This is a genomic window from Melghirimyces algeriensis (assembly GCF_900182565.1).
In the GTDB taxonomy this organism is placed as follows: domain Bacteria; phylum Bacillota; class Bacilli; order Thermoactinomycetales; family DSM-45169; genus Melghirimyces; species Melghirimyces algeriensis.
In genome coordinates this window covers 314,543-334,824 of record NZ_FXTI01000001.1, presented here as the reverse complement: position 1 = coordinate 334,824, position 20,282 = coordinate 314,543, and the positions used below count along the sequence as shown (strand labels likewise).

General features: G+C 46.4%; 16 protein-coding genes and 1 other annotated feature. Of the genes, 2 read left to right on the top strand and 14 right to left on the bottom strand.

Going from position 1 to position 20,282, the window contains the following annotated elements; genetic code table 11:
• Positions 1-7: 7 nt before the first annotated feature.
• The 6 genes from FN782_RS01520 to FN782_RS01495 all read right to left on the bottom strand — a co-directional run bounded on the left by FN782_RS01520 (position 8) and on the right by FN782_RS01495 (position 6,599).
• Positions 8-1,099, bottom strand: coding sequence for a rod shape-determining protein (locus tag FN782_RS01520; RefSeq protein ID WP_142504001.1), 1,092 nt, complete (start codon positions 1,097-1,099; stop codon positions 8-10).
• Positions 1,100-1,148: 49 nt separating this feature from the next.
• The gene (gene radC / locus FN782_RS01515) at positions 1,149-1,850 is read right to left on the bottom strand and encodes a RadC family protein (protein ID WP_142504000.1); all 702 of its coding nucleotides are present in this window, start codon (positions 1,848-1,850) and stop codon (positions 1,149-1,151) included.
• 56 nt (positions 1,851-1,906) lie between these two features.
• On the bottom strand, positions 1,907-2,524 hold the full coding sequence (locus FN782_RS01510) for a Maf family protein (protein WP_142503999.1): 618 nt from the start codon (positions 2,522-2,524) through the stop codon (positions 1,907-1,909).
• Between the two features lie 234 nt (positions 2,525-2,758).
• Entirely contained in the window at positions 2,759-3,880 is a 1,122-nt protein-coding gene (locus FN782_RS01505) for a hypothetical protein (protein ID WP_142503998.1), read from the bottom strand.
• Positions 3,881-3,982: 102 nt separating this feature from the next.
• A complete protein-coding gene (locus FN782_RS01500) occupies positions 3,983-4,621 on the bottom strand; it encodes a prepilin peptidase (protein WP_185955970.1) in 639 nt (212 codons plus the stop codon).
• 79 nt (positions 4,622-4,700) lie between these two features.
• Positions 4,701-6,599, bottom strand: coding sequence for a terpene cyclase/mutase family protein (locus tag FN782_RS01495; protein ID WP_142503996.1), 1,899 nt, complete (start codon positions 6,597-6,599; stop codon positions 4,701-4,703).
• Between the two features lie 164 nt (positions 6,600-6,763).
• On the opposite strand from FN782_RS01495, the gene FN782_RS01490 reads away from it, so the two are divergent.
• Entirely contained in the window at positions 6,764-7,498 is a 735-nt protein-coding gene (locus tag FN782_RS01490) for an ABC transporter ATP-binding protein (protein WP_246064807.1), read from the top strand.
• Complete coding sequence (locus tag FN782_RS01485; RefSeq protein ID WP_142503994.1) at positions 7,495-8,727, top strand: ABC transporter permease; 1,233 nt, start codon at positions 7,495-7,497, stop codon at positions 8,725-8,727. Before FN782_RS01490 ends, FN782_RS01485 begins: the two co-directional genes overlap by 4 nt.
• Before the next feature lie 313 nt (positions 8,728-9,040).
• On the opposite strand, the gene FN782_RS01480 is transcribed toward FN782_RS01485, so the two are convergent.
• The 8 genes from FN782_RS01480 to FN782_RS01450 form a co-directional block, all read right to left on the bottom strand.
• On the bottom strand, positions 9,041-9,853 hold the full coding sequence (locus FN782_RS01480) for a GNAT family N-acetyltransferase (protein ID WP_185955969.1): 813 nt from the start codon (positions 9,851-9,853) through the stop codon (positions 9,041-9,043).
• Between the two features lie 116 nt (positions 9,854-9,969).
• Complete coding sequence (locus FN782_RS01475; protein ID WP_142503992.1) at positions 9,970-11,499, bottom strand: glycine betaine uptake BCCT transporter; 1,530 nt, start codon at positions 11,497-11,499, stop codon at positions 9,970-9,972.
• Positions 11,500-11,655: 156 nt separating this feature from the next.
• A complete protein-coding gene (murC, locus tag FN782_RS01470) occupies positions 11,656-13,047 on the bottom strand; it encodes a UDP-N-acetylmuramate--L-alanine ligase (RefSeq protein ID WP_142503991.1) in 1,392 nt (463 codons plus the stop codon).
• Between the two features lie 23 nt (positions 13,048-13,070).
• Positions 13,071-14,393 carry a bifunctional folylpolyglutamate synthase/dihydrofolate synthase gene (locus FN782_RS01465; RefSeq protein WP_142503990.1) on the bottom strand — a complete coding sequence of 441 codons (1,323 nt, stop codon included), beginning with the start codon at positions 14,391-14,393 and terminating at the stop codon, positions 13,071-13,073.
• 57 nt (positions 14,394-14,450) lie between these two features.
• A complete protein-coding gene (locus tag FN782_RS01460; protein WP_142503989.1) occupies positions 14,451-17,105 on the bottom strand; it encodes a valine--tRNA ligase in 2,655 nt (884 codons plus the stop codon).
• A gap of 47 nt (positions 17,106-17,152) precedes the next feature.
• Positions 17,153-17,382: a binding site (T-box leader), on the bottom strand.
• 158 nt (positions 17,383-17,540) lie between these two features.
• Complete coding sequence (locus FN782_RS16620) at positions 17,541-17,702, bottom strand: hypothetical protein (RefSeq protein WP_185955968.1); 162 nt, start codon at positions 17,700-17,702, stop codon at positions 17,541-17,543.
• A 220-nt stretch (positions 17,703-17,922) separates the two neighbouring features.
• Complete coding sequence (locus tag FN782_RS01455) at positions 17,923-18,996, bottom strand: phosphotransferase (protein WP_185955967.1); 1,074 nt, start codon at positions 18,994-18,996, stop codon at positions 17,923-17,925.
• Between the two features lie 71 nt (positions 18,997-19,067).
• The gene (locus tag FN782_RS01450) at positions 19,068-20,264 is read right to left on the bottom strand and encodes a LysM peptidoglycan-binding domain-containing protein (RefSeq protein WP_142503987.1); all 1,197 of its coding nucleotides are present in this window, start codon (positions 20,262-20,264) and stop codon (positions 19,068-19,070) included.
• Between the last annotated feature and the right edge of the window lie 18 nt (positions 20,265-20,282).

Sequence of the window (20,282 nt, the reverse complement as noted above, 5' to 3'; positions counted from 1 at the left end):
CCACCCCTTATTTCCGACGATTGAAGCGGGTAGAGGTAATGCCTACTCCCGATGTGAAAAGGTGGATGTTTTCCAGCGCTTGCCCGGTACCGATTGCAACACAATCCAATGCATTTTCCGCAACAACCACAGGCATCATCGTTTCTTCAGATACACGTTGGTCCAGCTTCTTCAAAAGGGCTCCGCCCCCGGTCAGAACGATTCCCCGATCCATAATATCAGCAGCCAATTCCGGCGGCGTTTGCTCAAGTGTGAGCTTCACCGCATCAATAATGGAACTGACTGTGTCATCAAGAGCATCCGCAATCTCTTTGGAGGTAATCTGAATGGTTTTGGGAAGACCTGAGATCAAATCTCTTCCGCGAATGTCCCGTGTTTTCTCTTCCTCGGACTTTGCGGACCCAATTTCCAGCTTCAACGTTTCCGCAGTCCGTTCACCAACCATTAAATTGTAAGTCTTTTTAATATACTGAATGATAGCTTCATCCATCTCATCTCCCGCAACACGCAGGGACTTCGCCGTTACAATCCCTCCGAGTGAAATGACAGCCACCTCAGTTGTCCCACCACCAATATCCACCACCATACTGCCGGTGGGCTCCCAGACGGGTAGTCCCGCACCAATGGCAGCAGCAAAAGGTTCTTCAATCGTATAAGCTTCTTTGGCCCCTGCCGCACGGGTTGCCTCCTCTACCGCCCTTTTTTCCACCGGGGTGACTCCGGTCGGAACACAAACCATCACATTGGGGCGGCGCGGCAGGTAGACCCTTTGTGTCTGTGCTTTTTTTATAAAGTATTCCAGCATGGTAGCCGTTGTATTATAGTCAGCAATCACTCCATCTTTCATGGGACGGATGGCAACAATGTTTCCGGGTGTCCGGCCGATCATGCGCTTTGCCTCGTTCCCGACCGCTTTAATCTCCTCCGTTCCCGTTTCCAAGGCAACCACAGAAGGTTCTCGCACCACAATACCCTGTCCTTTCAGGTATACCAAGGTATTGGCCGTTCCCAAATCGATACCCATGTCCCGGATAAACCCACCAAATTTCTGAAAGATCGTTTCCGTTCCCCCATCTTTACTCCCAAACCAATATTGCATGAACCATCTCAGCCCTTCGCTTAAGGATCTGTTTTGTATAAAGCGTGTCTCACACTGGAATAATCCCTTTTTCTTTCATACTGTAAAACCGGGTGTCACCGATAATAATGTGGTCCAATAGCTCAATTCCGATAATTCGCCCCACTTTATACAACCGTTCCGTTACTTGAATGTCCTCTGCGCTCGGCGCCGGATCTCCGCTTGGGTGATTATGTATACAGATCACACCGGCCGAGCTGCGACGAATCGCTTCCCGAAATACTTCCCTGGGATGAACAACGGATGAATTGAGACTTCCAACAAAGATACACTGTTTATCAATTACCCGGTTTTTTGTGTTTAAAAACAGGCACAAAAAATGCTCCTGGGTCAGATATCTCATTTCATCCATCACATAATCAGCAACATCCTCAGGTGAACGAATCAATGCCCGTTCTGCCGGAAGGGCTCTAGAAACACGACGGCCGATTTCAATTCCCGCCAATAGCTGAATTGCCTTCGCTGGTCCAATGCCCCTCATCTGAATCAACTCATTTAACGTAAAATCCGCCAGTCCTTTCAGGCCCTTGGCCTGAGCCAAAACCTGATGGGCCAGTTGAATCACAGACTCAGATGAGGTGCCCGTCCGAAGCAAAATAGCGATAAGTTCCGCATTGGAAAGGGCTGTCGGACCCTCTTTGGACATTCGCTCTCTCGGCCGTTCTTCCTCCGGCACATCGCGAATCATCAGCTGTTCCGGTTGACGCAACATTTACAACCTCCCGTCAAACCGGCAAATAAGGAAGCTTCAGATGCTGCCTCTAGCTGTCATGCCTTATTTTCCGGAGCAAATGATGGTTTCAGAACAGGGTAACCCATACCATTCATCATATCGTAGAGGAGGGGAAGGGACATCCCCACTACATTGGTATAACACCCGTCAATCCAATCTACCCACATAGATCCGATTCCTTGCAATCCATAAGCTCCAGCCTTGTCCATCGGCTCTTCCGTCGAGATGTACCATTCAATCTCTTCCTGATTCATATTCCGAATCATCACCTCCGTCACCCGGTGATTGATCAGACGGCGGGTCACCTTGTTATTGATCACCTCTACCAGGGCAATCCCTGTATAGACTTGATGAGACTGCCCCTGGAGATATTCCAAAATCTGGGCGGCATTTTGTTTATCCTTCGGCTTTCCAAGGATTTTATCACCCAGAGCCACTACAGTATCCGATCCGATCACCAGTGCCCGCTCTTTTGTATGTGCCACCGCCAACGCTTTCTTAGCGGCCAAAATCTCCACCAATTCTCCCGGAGATGGATCTCCTGGGACTTCTTCCGCCACCGAGCTGGGATGAACGGAAAAGGGCAACCCCAAGGCTTGAAGCAGTTGTTTTCGCCGTGGGGAGCCGGATGCGAGTACAAGTTCCGGCTGCATCGTGCCCCGACCTCCTTCATTCTCTATTGCTAAGTCTGTATATTTTTCCCTTCCCTATATCAGTCGGGTATAACGTTTAAAGCCTTGCAAAACGAAAGAAAGCGACCCTGCTTCACAGCCCGGTTGAATCCCGGACGGCCGTCCCGAACCCGGACGGACAGGATCGGTAAAAGACATATCAGATACAAACTAAGTTTAGCAAATTCAATAAGGTGGAACAAGAAACTTTCACTCTCAATGAAAGACTTGCACAAACTTTTTATAGGCCAAAGCATACCGAATTAAACCTTCCTGTATTTGCCATAGATTGGCGGTTTGAGACTGTTTCAAACTTGTTTGACCGTTCTGAACCACTTGATCCAACGCCCGGATCATCTGGACAAGATAGGGTCTGGCTTCACCAGGAATTTCCTTTTCCAGCTTCTGTGCTGATTGGGCTGCATCACTGTAATGCTCAATCACTTCACTCCATACGGATTGAAAAGAGACAGGCGAAGCATTTTTCCGGAGACCATCGGATGTTTTTTCCCCCATGATCTGAAAGACATGGTGACCTTTTTGGATCAGGGCGGTTAGCTCTTTTCTTTTTTTTCCTTTTGGTAAACGGGATACAGGAACAGGTTGGTCTGCAATACGGAGTTCCTTTAAATAGGACTTCTTTTCCTTTAACCCAGCAGACAAATGACTCGCTTCCTCCTGATTCAGGCCGATCCCCCGATAAATCCGATAAGGTGAATTCTCCGTAATTACAGCCCCACTTCCTTCGGAGCGATATTCCCTTACCGTTTTTAATGCTCCGGATTTCTTTTTAAAAGTCCCAGTTTGTACAAGGACTGCTTTTAGTTCAGGAAGCCGGTACCCATTTGATTTACTGTTTGATACTTTTTTTTTATGATTCACTTCGGATTCCTTTTCCTTCTCATCAACCGGAACAGATTGCAAGTGGGAGTCAATGCTTCGGGCGGAAATATCCGTTCCATCCCCTGAAAAGAATAGAGCCATAATGGACAGGCCCAATAGAGTGCCCAGTAAAACTGCACCAATCACAGCCACCAACACAGATTGGAGACTTCCCTGTCCCCTGCCATTCCGTTTTTTGCGGGAATAGGGACTGCTCCATCCAATCCATCCTTCACTCATTTCAGCTTCACGATTCAACCATTTCAAGGGAGATTTCCATTTGAGCGGATTGCCATGAACCGGATGATGCTTCCTTTTCTCTCCAGCGGCGCCTGGGAGTTTCAAGGTACTACTTTTCCGATCCCGGCTATGATCAAATGAATGTTGCTTCGGTGATGTAAGGGGAATTCGTTTCGTTGAACCCTTGCTTTGAACATTGATCCGGAGTTTCGTCATCGGTTCATCGTCTCCTTCTTCCAACTTGTACTACCATAAATATGTTTAGTAGATTGAGATAGAACCGATGATGATCAAGACTTTCCAACCCATTCCACACGGTTAGACCAACAAAGAAATATATCGTTTGATCAATTCTTCCCCCCACAAAAACCCGATCATAAAACCAGTTGCCAAGTGTGGAGCAAAAGGAATGGGAGTTCTTCTCCCTGCTTTCCCTTTAAGCAGGAGAAAACAAGAATACATACCTCCCAACAGAATGGCAATTACCAATCCTGCTGTCATGCCATATCCATCCAAGGATAACCCAGTCGCTACGGTCATCTTGATATCTCCTCCACCCATCCCACCGCGAAAAAGATTGGAGATCCCCAAAAGAGCCCCACCCCCTACCAACGCAGAAATGATTGGATCAAGCCATTCCATTCCCATGATCCAACGGATGCAAAGGATAAGGACAACAGCAGTCGCATTCAAGCTGTTGGGGATCAACCGATGGGACAAGTCAAGAACAACACAGGCGATGAGATATAAAACAAGTACATATCCCAGCATCTGCTTCGATTCGGACACAGGTACGAGGTAAACCAGGACAAAGCCGGTTCCTCCAACCCATGACGCAAACCAACTGCTGGCATATTGATTCGCCCTCTTTCGCTCCATAGGCAAAAACAGGGAACCGGCCAGGACTGGCATTCTCCCACCCAACCACCAGCCCAACAGAAACACCAATCCTGTCATAATCGCTCCTTTTTTGTAATAAATTGGGTGAACAACTGTATCATATCCTATTTTTAATCCGAAAAAAAGAGCGAAAATATCAATTTTCCACTTTTCCAAACTTTTTTTGATAATGAGACAATGCAACCAAGGGCCAAATATAGGGATAACTGTGATAATAGATATAAAACTGTCCCGCCAATCCTCCTCCTGTTGGATACTTTTCTAATGAATCCATGTTTTTCACCATTTCCAGAAGACGAAAAACTCCGGCTTCAAGAGCTGGAACAGGCCTGTCGTACACTGCCACCAAAGCATCCACTGCCCAGGCGGTCTGAACGAGTATACTGCGATTTAATGGTATATATTTTCGCTGCACATCACTTTCGCAGGATTCTCCCCATCCTCCATCCTTATTCTGAATGGACAGCAGCCAATCAACGCCTCGACGGATGGAATCGTCCCTATGTTTTAGTTCCACAGCTGTCAAACCCGTCAACGCTGCCCATGTTCCGTAGATATATGCGATTCCCCAACGGCCGAACCAGGACCCATCCGATTCCTGGTTTCTCAACAAAAAACGGACAGCTCTGTCCACAACAGGATGTCCCTGTTTCCATCCAAGGTGGTTTCCGATCCATTCCAGCATCCGTCCAGTCAGATCATTTGTGGAGGGATCTGTCCAGACCGTCCGTGCATCAGTCGCCGGCAACAACACTTTGGGCCACTTTTTGTCCGTATTTTTTTCAAAAGCGGACCAACCACCGTCACGGTTTTGCATGGACAAGGCCCAGCGTCCTCCACGATTCCAAGACTCAAATATCTGATAGTCCATTCGGGTAGAAGGTCCTAATGCCCGCAAACTGTAAGAAGTATCGTCCAAATCCGGATTCATTGTATTGATATCGGAAAACCCCCATCCTCCAGGAGATTCACCGGGATTCCGAAGAGCCCAATCCCCATATCGAACATGTTGACGACTTAAAAGATAGCGGACCCCTTTTTGAATCGCAGGGTGTTGTGCAGAAACTCCGGCTTCCTGAAGGGCATAACTGATCAAAGCGGTATCCCAGACAGTTGAAGTGGTTTCCTGAAGATGAAGCCCTCCCTTTACCGGCATAAGAAAATGTTCCAATCCGTTGATGGCTTGAACGATCACAGGGTGGTTTCGGGGATAGCCCAAAGCCATTAGTCCAAACACCATGAGAAATGTGCTGCTGAAATAGCTGTACAATGTTCCATCAGATTCTCTCCGGGTAAGAATAAAGCGAAGCCCTCGTTTTTCAGCCAATCGACTCAAATCATTTCCGTTGACAGTTGCATGAGGGAGGAGTTGATGAATCTTTTGCTCTAGGTCTCTCAAGGGCTCTTTCCTTTTCACTTCTTCTGGACGCGTTCCTGTCCATGCTGTCGCATCCACAGGTCCCCTCGGCAACTTCAAGGTAAATTCCCGATGGGAAGCAAGCAGAATAGGAGCCACATGAACACGGGTAAAGCCCACAAAATCAAAAAAACTGATTGGAAACCACCAGGGTAGCAAAAAAATCTTTACTGGAACTTGGGCATGATGCGGCCATCCATTGTAACCGGTAAGGGTGAGCATCACTTTGGTTAAAGAACCCATCGCATCGATTCCACCCTGCTCTCTTACAAAGTTTTGGCTCTTTTTGATCACAGGATCGGATGGATCTTTAAATCCTGTCGCCACCAGAGCGAGGGAAGATTCCATTGTAGCGGAAACATTTCCGTCTTTTTCATCAGAGTATAGTTTCCATACTCCTTGATCGGAAAGAGATAAAATTCTTTCTGCCAGCCCCTCACGAATTTCCGACTTTCCCAATCCCAGAATTTCATATAGCAACAGCATATAAGAATCCGTCATGGGACCACTTTCAAAACAGAATGTCCAACGTCCATCCTTCTGTTGTTTCTCGATCAACTCTTGTACCAGATGATCGATTGCCTGTGAGACTCCTCTTATCTGTTCCGGTTTATGCAAACTCTCACCCCTCCTTTCTTTTTACACTTTATTGCAACGGGAATATTCATATTCTTATGATGAAAGATAGATGGCTCGTCTGGAGAACCTGGACACTCCATAAAATCTGGGATAATATTTCAATAGCGTGTCCCAATATTTTATGGGAAAGGTGTGATTCGTTTTTGTTGGAAATTAAAAATCTAACAGGTGGTTATTCTTCTCACCAACCTGTCATTCATCAGATATCGTTCACCGTCTCCCCCGGTGAAATCGTAGGTCTCATCGGTCTGAATGGAGCGGGAAAAAGCACTACCATCAAACAAATACTGGGGTTTCTTCATGCAAAGGAAGGAGAAATCCGCTTTAACGGACAGACATTGCAAGAAGATCCGGTTGCATTTAAAAGACAACTGGCTTACATACCTGAAACCCCTTATTTATATCCCGAACTGACTCTGCGTGAACATCTGGAGCTAACGGCGATGGCTTACGGGATTTCCCGTGATGACTATCAAGATCAAATGCAACAGATGCTGAATCTCTTTCGGATGAAAAAAAAGCTGGATTGGTATCCAGACACCTTTTCCAAAGGAATGCGACAAAAGGTGATGGTGATGTCTGCCTTTCTTGTCAATCCCTCACTCCTTATCGTAGATGAACCCTTTATCGGCTTGGACCCGCTTGCGATCCATAACTTATTGGAATTGATGGTCAAACTGAAAAAGCAAGAAACAGGAATCCTCCTATCCACTCATGTACTGGCGACCGCTGAAAAATATTGTGATCGATTTGTTCTTCTCAACGAAGGTCGAATTGCCTTAGCTGGAAGTTTGGATGAAATGAGAGAGCAGGCAGGATTTCCTGATGCTTCCCTCGATGAACTCTTTGTTCACACTGTCGGGGAGGAGCGATTATGAAGCCACTCACATCTCTATTTATGGAACGGAGAAAGGCTGCCTGGCAAAAAGGGGCCCGCTACGCCGCTTTGATTGCACGAGGGCTTCATTTTCTGCCCATTTTCCTTTTGGTTTTCATTTACTATGGGTATCGAGCATTCCTGGAATGGCTTCCGAGCGATTTTCCTGTATATCTTATATTGACCGTTCTCTTTACTTGGTTTTTGTCCCAAACACAGATCCGCACCTATGTAAAGGCGGCAGATCCTGTTTTTTTACTTCCAGCGGATCAAAGCCTTCAAATGTACTTCAAAAAAAGTCTGTTATACAATATGGGAATGCAGTCCCTTAAAATATTGTTTTGGCTGGGATTTGTATTTCCTCTGTTTTACACGCATATTGGAGATGGAAAGGCATTTTTGCTTGCTTTGGCAGTTCTGCTTCCGCTCAAAGCCTGGAATGTATGGATTCATTGGCTGGAGTTGCGGAATAAGGATGGGTATACCCTTCATCAGATTCTTCGGTGGGGGAGCAACGGTTTGGTCTGTTTGTGGTTGTTTAGCGGTTCACTGTTCAGTTGGCCACTGATTGTTGCTCTAGGTTGGCTTGGATGGCTGACAAGTTATCACCACCGTTTCACAGCACCCGCTTCGATCATTCCATGGGATCGTCTTCTTCTCTTGGAAGAACAGATTATCTCCAGATACTATCGGTTGGCCAGCCACTTTGTTGATGTACCCCACATCAAAAACGAAAGAAAAAAGCGCCCCATTTTTGCACCCATCCTTCACTCCGTGCGATACGGCCGGGAAAATACATATCTATACCTGTATCTCCGCACGTTTTTTCGATATCGGGAACCCTTTGGTGTCTATATACGGCTAACGTTGGTGACAACGCTGTTGCTGGCGACTTTTCAGCCGGAGTGGTGGCTCTTCATGGTGATCCTTTCCATCGCGATGTATATCACGGGAATCCAACTTCCCTGGATTCGTCGCATCCATCGTTTTCAACCCTGGTTCCGCCTTTATCCCCTTCCTGATGAAAAAAAGCGAACGGGATGGGCTCGGCTTGCTTTTATTCTTTTGGGAGTTCAAGCCAGTCTGGTTGTACTTCTCCAGTGGTGGCTATGGAAAGATCCTTTCCCGTTTCTGCCTATGCTTCTTCTTTTCGGTTGGCTGGTCGCCTGGTTTCTTGGACAGATCCACCTTCCAAAGAAATTGCATCAAAAAAGCTCGATCATTCATTAAGGTATACCCGTCAGCTACATGGCGGGGGGCGTTCCTCGCTCTCTCCGATCCGCCTTCTCCGGCAAGAGTATTAAAAAGAGGCCTCACAAAGACCTGGGGTTCATGACATAGAGAGGAAGGGAGATTTCCGTTTCCGCATCGCTTTCCTCCAGCAAGAAAGTGGAATCAGTGGAGGTCCCAACCAGCGGACAAAATATCCGCTAAGCGGTTGAGACCTCCTGGGGTGGCGCTGGGTCGTCGGAAAGGATGCTCCACCGGAAATCTCCCTCTTATTATCGTTATCAACACTCAGGCCTTACACAGAAGTATCTTTTTAGGTATTACTCAAAGATACCATGTTCCAGGTTCCAACCTCCCGAAATCCGAGACGTCTGTAAATGGACCCAGCCTCAGGATTATCGTAGAAAAGAGCCAAATGTTTTCCTTCCTTCAATACCTCCCGGCACAGTCGGATCATCAGTTGAGTGGCCAATCCTTTCTTCCGCCAGGATGGATGTGTCCCTACCCCCACAATCATCGCAGAGGCAGGATTTTCTGCTGCCGTTCGAGCCATTGCCACTGCCTGTCCATTCTTTTCAGCCCACAAACCACGTGAATCATGGGAAGAAAACATTCGCTGGTATTCCTCTTCCCAGTCCCGGCTGGTGAACTCCTCAATTTTTTCGGACAAACCCGCCAACACCTCAATGTCCGTGTGCTTCATTCGCCGAATGGAAACATCCACATCTTTTTCCATCTTTTCCAAAGAGGATAACTCCGTCAATTGAGCAAAATATGTGCGGCGTGATTTTTCCCATTGAAAAGGAAGGTTCGGGATGTTTCGAAAAGGTTCAACCGCCCGATCGATTCCGGAAATCATCTTCAACGCCTGTCCATTTTGCATGATGTGAGCGAATCCTTCAACATCAAAATCACTTCTTGCATACGGTATCCAATATTCATAGTAACGAAGCAATACCGCCCTGAGATGACCGCTGGGGTCAAAATCTCCCCACAGCTGTTGAAAATCACTTCCAAAACCATGGTTATAGATATCACCGATCAAAAACACATTCACAGCGCTCTCTTGCTCCAAAAAAGAAAGCGTTTGTTCACGATCTCTCTCCGTCAACGGTCGTACTCCCATCCCTTTTCCTCCTACCATTCAAAAAAGTAATAATTTTTTACATTATAATTTCAATCTTTGGATTGTCAAGACTGCTTCTAAAAAAGCCGCCCTTGAGGGCGACTTTTTTAATGTAACTATTCACTTTCAGATGCAACCGTTTGGGGTTTTATTTTCGGCTGTTCCTCTTTTAAGGATTTAAAGAGTGAGAAAGCCATGCCGATCAATACAAACGTGAACGGAAAAGCCGCAATAATCGACGCCATCTGCAACCCCTTGAGACCGCCTGTCCACAGCAACACGGCTGCAGAAGCTGCCTGAATCACTCCCCATGTCAACTTGACAGACTGGGAAGGGTTTAGACTGCCGTTGGTTGTCTGCATTCCCAATACAAACGTAGCGGAGTCCGCCGACGTAATAAAAAAGGTACTGATTAGCAAAATAGCAATCATAGACAAAACCGTTCCCATGGGAACAGATTCCAACAGCTTAAAGAGAGCAATCTCCGCTCCTTGGCTGTTCATCGTCTCCACAATCCCAGCCGAACCGAACATTTCATTATGTAAGCCCGACCCACCGAGAACAGAGAACCATAAAGCGCTGAACAATGTGGGAACAGCCAACACACCCAGAACAAATTCACGGATGGTGCGCCCTCTGGAAACACGGGCAATAAAGGTTCCGACAAAGGGTGCCCAGGAAATCCACCAAGCCCAGTAGAAAATCGTCCAGGTCTGTGTCCACTCCGCTTGGTTGGAACTCTCAAACGGATTGAGATTCAGACTCATGCGTGGAAGTTCCTGCACATAGTTCCCCAGTGTGGTTGTGAAAAAATCCATAATAAATTTGGTCGGCCCCGAAAACATTAAAAACAGCATAAGTGCAACCGCCAAAAGTACATTAATATTACTCAGGTATTTAATTCCCTTGTTCAGTCCAGACCATGCCGAAGCCATGAACAAAACGGTAACGATTGCAATGATGATCAACTGCGTTTGAAAGTTGTTTTCAATCCCTTCAACCAAGAAAGAAAAGCCTCCGGCTATTTGAGCCGCACCCAGACCGAGGGAGGTAGCCACACCAAAAATGGTGGCAAACACGGCCAAGATATCGATTGTTTTGCCGATTGGCCCTTTCACATGATCACCAAGAATGGGATAGAACGTAGCACTGATCACACCTGGAGCCTGTTTTCGGAACTTAAAATAGGCAAGGGCCAATGCAATCACTGTATAAATCGCCCAGGGATGAAGTCCCCAGTGGAACAAGGAGTATTGCATCGCATCTTTGGCTGCTTCCCGTGTTGCTGGATCGCCGATCGGAGGATTGTTAAAGTGGCTCAAAGGCTCAGCCACTCCCCAGAATACCAGACCGATTCCCATTCCTGCACTAAACAGCATGGCAAACCACGTTATGTAGCTGTACTCAGGTTCTTCATCATCTTGACCCAGTTTAATATTTCCCAGCTTCGTGAAGATCAGGGAAATGACAAAAACTAACAGACCCGTTGCTGACAAAAGATAAAACCAGCCAAACTTATTCTGGATCAACGTCTGAATGTTGCCTGTGACTTCCGCCGCATTTTCCGGCGCCAATGTTCCCCACAGGATAAACAATAAAGCGATAATGAGTGAAACACTAAAAACTGTTTTGGAAACCTTTTTCACAATAACCCACCTTTAAACTGATCTCACACTTTTTTATTCCCAATTTACATATAGAGAAAACGTTCTAATTTTAGTTACACCCAAATTTCTGCCTGTCATACCACCAGAAAGAACTGCCCTGCCTTCACAGGGCTGTTCTTTCTGGAGCTCCCAACGTCATTTTGCTTTTTCCTTTTTTCTGGCTTTTAAAGCCGGAACCAGATTGTGAGCCACACGCCAAATATCTCCGGCACCCATCGTGATCACCAGGTCACCCGAACGTACATGCTTCAGAAGATAGGTTTCCACATCTTCTTTGGTAGCACAATAAGCCGTGTTGGGATTGCTGTTCTCCCGTACCATCTCCGTCAGGCGCTTGGAATGCACTCCTTCAATAGGAGGTTCACCTGGTGGAGAATAGATGTCGGTTAATACCAGTTGGTCTACATCACCGAATGCCCGACTAAATTCGTCCATCAACAGATGGGTTCTGGAATATCTTTGCGGCTGGAAAACAGCAAAAATCCGGCGATTCAATGCCTTCAGACCATGAACGGTCGATCGAATCTCCGTGGGGTGGTGTGCATAATCATCGACAACCAAAATGTTATCCACTTCACCGATTACCTGAAAACGACGCTTGGCTCCTCTGAAACGAGACAAACCTACAGCCGCCTGTTTAAACGTAAGACCTGCTTCCATACAGACAATGATTGCAGCCAATGCATTCGCTACATTATGATGCCCAGGAACATGAATAGTCACTTCTCCCAGTACATTTCCCTTATGTTTCACTGTAAACCGGGTTCGATTCAGTACCTGTTCAATGTCTGTGGCCACATAATCGGCATCTGATTCCAATCCATACGTAATGATTTGAGCCTTGCTTTCCTCTGTGATCTCACGTAAATAAGGATCATCCCATCCCAAAATGGCCACTCCGTCACTCTTGATTTGGCTCAAAAACTGACGATAGGCATCTTTCAAATTCTCAAAGCTTCCTCCATAATTTTCCAAATGATCGGGTTCAATATTGGTAACCACGGCGATCTGGGGATAGTATTCCAAAAATGTACCATCACTTTCGTCTGCCTCCGCCACAACATATGAACTGTTTCCGGCTTTGGCATTGCTGCCGAGACTGACGACTTCTCCACCAATCACATAGGTAGGGTCCGCTCCGCTTTCTTCCATGGTCTGGGCGATCATGGAGGAGGTGGTTGTCTTTCCGTGAGCTCCAGCAACAGCAATTCCTTTTTTATCATTCAGCAAATGAGCCAGCATCTGGGACCGGTGCAATACGGGAATTCCTTTTTCCCGCGCAGCCTTCAGTTCCACATTATGTTCAGGAATACTGGAGGAAAAGACCACCCGATCAGCCCCTTCCACCAAAACAGCCTGATGGCCAATGTGTATTTCGGCTCCAATGGCCTCCAACCGCTGCGTCAATTTGTTCTCTGATACATCTGACCCCGTCACCAAGTAGCCCATCTCCAGGAGAACCCTGGCGATGGCACTCATTCCGTAGCCACCAATTCCAATAAAATGTACATGTTCCTTCCGGTTCAACCCATTCACCCACCCTTAATCGCTTATTGCGAGCACCATTTTTTTCTTATGTCTGAGATCAAATACAGCGTTCCGGTTACCAAGATGCAATCATTTTCTCCGGCTTCATTTATTAGCTTCTTCAGTCCTTGTTCCGGTTGAAGGGTTTGTTGGATCACAAGGTCTGGTTGTAATTTACCGGCTACTTTACAAAGCTGTTCCGGATGCATCCCTCTAGGATCATCAATGCCAGTCACCATGATCGAATCCGCCAATGGAAGAAGAGGATTGAGAATAGCTTTGGCATCTTTATCATTTAAAACGTTCACCAACAGATGAAGACGATCATACTGAAAATGCTGAAGAGCACGGGCCAAGGCTTCTGCACTTTCCTGATTGTGAGCCCCGTCCAGCAATACCTTGGGTCGATCGGCTATCTTCTCCAGACGGCCAGGCCACGTGACCTCCTCCATTCCCGCAATCAGATCTGTCTCTTCAAACACTGCGGCATAATATTGCCGAAGCACATCCAACGTCATTAAGGCTGTAGCTCCGTTTTTTACCTGATGAAATCCTCTGAGGGGAACCGACACCTTTTCCAAAACCCGAAACCGGTTTTGAAAAGAAAAGACAACTCCGTCCTCTCCCTCAGAAAGGCATGTTGCATCAAAATCGTGACCAAACCGATACAGTCGACTCTTTTTCCTCTCTGCTGTAGAACAAATCACGTTCAACGCTTCATCATCTTCACAAGCCGTAACCACCGGAACTCCCGGTTTGATAATTCCTGCTTTTTCCCTGGCGATTTGAGAAATTTCTCCCCCCAATATATGGGTATGGTCGTGTCCGATATTGGTGATAACCGAAACCAGTGGATAAACCACGTTCGTGGAATCCAGACGACCACCCAGACCAGTTTCCCAGACCACAAACCAGGGAAATGCTTCTTTTGCAAAATAGAGGATGGCCACCAGGGTCCAAAACTCAAAAGGGGTAACACGTCCCCTTCCTTCCTGATCCATTTCCTCCACTAACGGGATCAGTTCATTGGCCCAGCGGACAAATGACTCTTCCGGAATGGGTTGACCATCCATCGTGATTCGTTCATTCCAATTCATAATGAATGGAGAAGTAAACATCCCCGTCGGATAGCCAGCCTTTTGAAGAACAGAAGCAATCATGGCTCCTGTAGATCCTTTTCCATTTGTCCCTGCAATATGAATCATTTTCAGCCGACGCTCCGGATGGTTTAATCGTTTACACAGCCACTTTGTTCGGTCCAATCCTGGATGAATTCCCTGTGAACATCCATGCTCCATCCATTCAAAAATCTCTTTTGCAGAGGAAAAAACCGCACCTTCCGCCATATCGTATATCCCCTTCTATATTTCATTCATCTACCGGGGAGAAAGACAGAATCGCTATCATTCTCCCTTCAGTTCTTTGAGACGGTTACGTACTTTTTCCCGCTTATCCCGGTATTCCTGTCCCTTCTTTCTTTCTTCATCCACGATATGAGCGGGAGCTTTTTGGATAAATCCTTGATTGGCCAGCTTTTTCTCCACCCGCTCCACTTCTTTGTCCAGCTTCTTCAACTCCCCTTCTAGCCTGGAAATGGTTTGATCGATATCAATCAATCCTTCCAGAGGGAGAAAGATCTCAGCCCCAGTGACCACTGCTGTCATGGAACGGTCAGGCCGATCGATGGATGGACCGACTTGCAACCGATTTACACCGCACAGACGGCAGATGGCAGCTTCATTATCCTGAAAAGCGGATAATGTCTCATTGTCGGAACGGATGAGCAGATCAATCTGCTTTTTCGGTGGCACATCCATTTCTGCACGTATATTGCGCACAGAACGAATGGTTTCAATTAAAACTTCCATATCGTGAACCGCTTTGGAATCCGCAAAAGCGGCTCGGCTGGAAGGCCATTTGGCAATGGTAATGCTATCCCCTTCCACAGGAAGGTGTTGCCAGATTTCCTCTGTAATAAAAGGCATAAATGGATGCAACAGCCGAAGAGATTGATCCAATACGTAGGCCAATACGGAGCGAGTGGATTGTTTTGCTGCTTCATCCTCACCATAAAGAGGCAACTTGGCAAATTCAATATACCAATCACACAACTCGTTCCAGATAAAATGATACAGGACCTGCCCCGCATCCCCCAAATCATACCGACTTAAGCGGCTTGTTACATGTTCAACTGTTTCGTTTAAACGATGCAAAATCCAGCGATCCGCTGTCGATAACGGACCTTCCAGAGAGATGTCCTGCGCTTTCACTCCCTCCAGATGCATCAATGCAAACCGGGAGGCATTCCAGATTTTGTTAGCAAAATTGCGAGCGGCCTCCACCCGTTCCCAATGAAAGCGAACATCGTTCCCCGGTGTACTTCCGGTGGACAGCATAAAACGCATGGCATCCGCCCCGTACTGATCAATCACTTCCATCGGGTCGACACCATTACCGAGAGATTTGGACATTTTTCGCCCTTCGGAGTCCCGAACCAAACCATGGATCAAAACATCCTGAAAAGGCTTGGTATCTGTAAACTCCAAGGCAGTAAAAATCATCCGGGCAACCCAGAAGTAGATAATGTCATACCCAGTCACCAGAACATCGGTCGGATAATATCGCTTGAAACTCTCTGTCTCTTCCGGCCAACCCAGAGTGGAAAAAGGCCACAGTCCCGAACTGAACCACGTATCAAGGACATCCTCATCCTGCTTGAGATCACAGCATCCGCATTTGGGACATTCCGTCGGATTCTCTGTCGCAACAATCACTTCCCCGCATTTTTCACAATACCAGGCAGGAATCCGATGCCCCCACCATAATTGCCGGGATATGCACCAGTCCCGAATGTTTTCAATCCAATGCAAGTAAATTTTTTCAAAACGCTCCGGTACAAACTTCACTCCCTGATCGGATTGGGCATTGCGAATCGCCTGTTCTGCCAGCGGTTTCATGCGTACAAACCATTGGGTGGACAAATAGGGCTCTACCACGGCTCCGGATCGTTCACTGTGTCCGACAGAATGAGTATGGTTTTCAATCTCTATCAATACACCAGCTTCCTGAAGATCCTTTACGATTTGCTTTCTGCACTTAAACCGATCCAGTCCTTTATAGGGACCTGCTTTTGTATTCATCCTCCCTGTTTCATCCATCACAAGGATCTGCGGCAGATTATGTCGCAGGCCCATCTCAAAATCGTTGGGATCGTGGGCTGGGGTAATTTTCACTGCACCGCTCCCAAATTCGGGATCAACATAGTGATCGGCTATAATGGGAATTTCTCGGTTTACCACAGGCAAAATGACCGTTTTTCCGATCAAATCCCGATATCGTTCATCATCCGGATGGACCGCAACAGCCGTATCTCCAAGCATCGTTTCCGGACGGGTCGTGGCTACGCGAATATGACCGCTTCCGTCTTTCAGGGGATAAAGCATGTGATACAGCTTACCCTCAACTTCTTTATGAATCACTTCAATGTCCGACAGGGCGGTTTGAGCTGCCGGGTCCCAGTTAATGATATATTTTCCCCTGTAAATCAACCCTTTTTGATAAAGGCGTACAAAAACTTGCCGAACCGCCTCTGATAAACCCTCATCCATGGTGAAACGCTCTCTGGAATAGTCAAGGGACAGACCCAACTTCCTCCATTGGTTCCGAATGATCTGTGCATAATGCTCCTTCCACTCCCAAACCTTTTCGAGAAATTTTTCACGCCCCAACTCGTGACGGGTCGTTCCCTCTTCTCGAAGACGGGCTTCCACTCGTGCCTGGGTGGCGATTCCCGCATGATCCATTCCAGGAAGCCAGAGAGCATCAAACCCTTCCATCCGTTTCCATCGAATCAGGATATCCTGAATGGTATTGTCCAAAGCATGCCCGATATGCAGATTTCCCGTAACGTTAGGTGGAGGGATGACAATGGTGAAGGGTTCTCTCTCCGGATGTTTTCCGGCCTGGAAATACCCCCCTTCCAGCCAATAGTCATACCATTTTTCTTCTGCCTCTTTTGGATGATAAGCTGTGGGCAGGGTTGGTTTCTTTTCAGCCATATTGGTCCCCCTTACATTTCGTTATGTAAAATAAAAACCCCTTCAGTCCAAAGGACGGAAGGAGTTCCGCGGTACCACCTTTTTTCACCGGCATCCCGTCGGGACTGTACCGATGCGCTCAAGGCCTAGTATCGCAGGCCAAACGGTCCACCCTACTACATTTTCAGGCGGACGGCTCAAGGGTGACATTCGACGGGCTCCCTTGAAAGTCTTTCAGCCGGGGACCTTCTCTCTGGAAAAGGGCTTTACCGTCTACTCTCCCCATCATCACCATTGCGCTCAGTTTTTTTTATTCTAACCTTTCATTTCGGTAACGTCAAATCTACCGGATTCTTTCAACAAACGAGAAAGTATCCAAAAACTCTTCTGAATACCCATATCCTTTCCCGGAAAACAAAAATATAAAACCTTGCTTGACCATTCTCAAAACGTCATTTATTTTACCATACCAAAAGCCTGTTGCACGCTCTCCCACATCAGCTGTGGATTGGCGAGAAAAGCCAGCAACAAAACCGTGCTGAGAAGCATAAAGCTGAGAGCAATTAAAATCAAAAGTCCGCGGTACACACTGCGTACGGTTGATTTCACCACGGTCAAGACAAAACCCCCTTTGTCCACCTTTTCTCTATCGTTTATTTTGCGCTTTTCCTATCCGATTGTCCACCCTTTTTGCGTTTTTTTCATAGGAAACATCGTTTTATTCTTAATATAGATTGGAATATCCATTTTTAAAATCCTCCAAAATGCATACCGGATCATCATTATTTCCTATTCTCACAAACAAAAAAACGCCGGAAGCAAACCGACGCTGTCTGAGTCAATGTTTTTTATACGAAGTATGAACTTGGGCCATCTCGTGAGATGGACGTTTTTTTCCTTCAGCGTTTTTCCCGGATTTCCATACCGTTCGTACCCACTCTTGAAATAAGTGCAACCGTTCAATCTCTTCTTCCAACTTTTGAACCGACACCGATTCTGTTCTTGCCTCCTGTTGTTGATCGTAAGAGTGAATGGTCCGAATCAATCCTTCCGGATATGCCAAATGGAGAGCCAGAAGCCTTTTCTCTTCTCCCATCAAGGGATTTTCCGACTGATATTCGTCCAGTAAATAAAACGGGTCCAGAACTTCATCTCCATCAAAAGGAATAAATCGTCGAAGAAACATAGCAATATCAGTTACGGGACTGCCTGCTGTAGCATGATCAAAGTCAATCCAGCGCCATCCCTGGTCACCAACCAAAACGTTATGGGGATGCAATCGATTGTGAACCAGTGTATACCTGGGCGGTCTTCCTCTGTTTTTTTGACCGTACTTTTCCAGCCCGCGAATGGTAAAGGAAATCGCTTTGTCAATATAATCAAAATGGGATAAAAAAGCCTTCTCAAAAGGGGAGGCAAACTCCCGGTTCATTGCAGCTTCACGCCACTGCATCAACTGTTGCGCATACTCTTTTTTCCTATCCAGTCCTACCGTGACAGAAGGTAAGTCCGCTTCAGCTTCATCAGCAATTACCGGTTCACACAATTTATGAAAACGAGCTAACCCTCTGATCAGTTCATCTGGTGACACCTCATCCCCTTTTTCCATCGCCTTGCCATACCAAGGCTGAGCATACCAACAGCTCTCATCTTCCTCCACAAATACCTCGTTCGAATCCGTCTTTACCCATGGAAGCAGATAATGATATCCCGCCTCGTTTAGCTGTGAAAAAATTTTGTCCAAAAAACAAAGGTGGTCCGGTTTCGCAGATGTTTTTTTCAAAGCATATATTTCATCTCCTGTATCCACACGTAGAACTCCTCGAATATAACGAATCTGCCGGGGATTCCATCCATAAGCCTTGAAAACAGCAGGCAATATACTGTCATCACGATCAGGAACCAATTTCATTCTCCGTCCTCCTTCTTTTTTTATGGGCCACTGTCCCAAAAGACCCGGCAGTAATGTTTGGTTCCAATCAATCATTGTGAATCAGGTATATAGATAATCTGCCCTTCTTCCAGGAGATTGGATTCCAATTGGTTCATATTAAGGATTTTGCTCGCGGGAACTTGATAACGATCCGCCAAAGAGTCAAGGGAATCTTCTTTTTGCACAATGACCATGCGTAATTTAACAAATTCCTCTTTTGGATCTTTGATGATCCATTTCGCCCAGTCCAGTCCGGTTCCTGCCGATTTCTCCTCTGATTCTTCCGACTGATCATTATCTTCCATAGTACTTTTTGAATCTTCCGACGTGTGATCCTCTTCTTCCAACTGGTTCGCTTCCATGTTGTTATCTTCGAACTCATCTTTTGCTTCCCTTTGATCCTGAAAAGAAAATTCTTTTTGATCTGGATTGCGCAAGAAATGATCCGTAAAATGGATTGTTTCTTCATCCTTCCCAGGATTCAAGACAACCTTTTTTTCCTGTTCCTCGAAATCGGCCGATCGCCCGTCATTCTCATTTTCTTCTATATCTTCCTGTTTCTCATCAGCCACCATCACTTCATCCATTGGAGAATCTTCAGTTTCCACGTTCTCTTTCTGGTTTGGCTCATCCTCTGTCGGATGATGATCAGAGCATGTCTGCACCTTCTCTTCATCCTGGTCACTTCTGGCAACATGAACAAACTGGTACTCATTTGGATAAGGTTCAGCGTTTTCCTCTTCAGCATCCTCCTGGTTGATCTCTGCCGAATCTTCAAACTCCATTCTGCCGGAATCGGAAACAGAAAATGTGGCGAGCCGATCCACTACTTCATAATCGGATACCTCTTGCTTGGGCTGTTCTTCCCTTAATCCGTCAATGGTGAGAACCGCTTCAATCTGTAGTTCAAAGGGCGAAAGAACTTGATAGTCAAAAGACTGAATTTCTGAAGAAATCCGATCTAAATCCACCCGGTCTGCGGGAAGTGTAATCTCCACCGGAATCACATAGGCAATTTCCTCCGGTTTCCCTTCCTCCCCTCTGGAATTCAATGATTCCTGTTCTCCTTCATATTCTCCTGTCAAACGCAGATATCCATGAATCTTCAAATGGGTATCTTGGTCCTCAATTTCAACATCTGGATAAAGGTCCAAGTCCAACATATTTTGAATTCCTGGTTGTTGGGGATGTAAGCGAACCTTTTCCAGTATGTCAAACCGAAGTTGGTTCTCACTATTCTCCGTCACAAAAATCCCCCCTCTTCA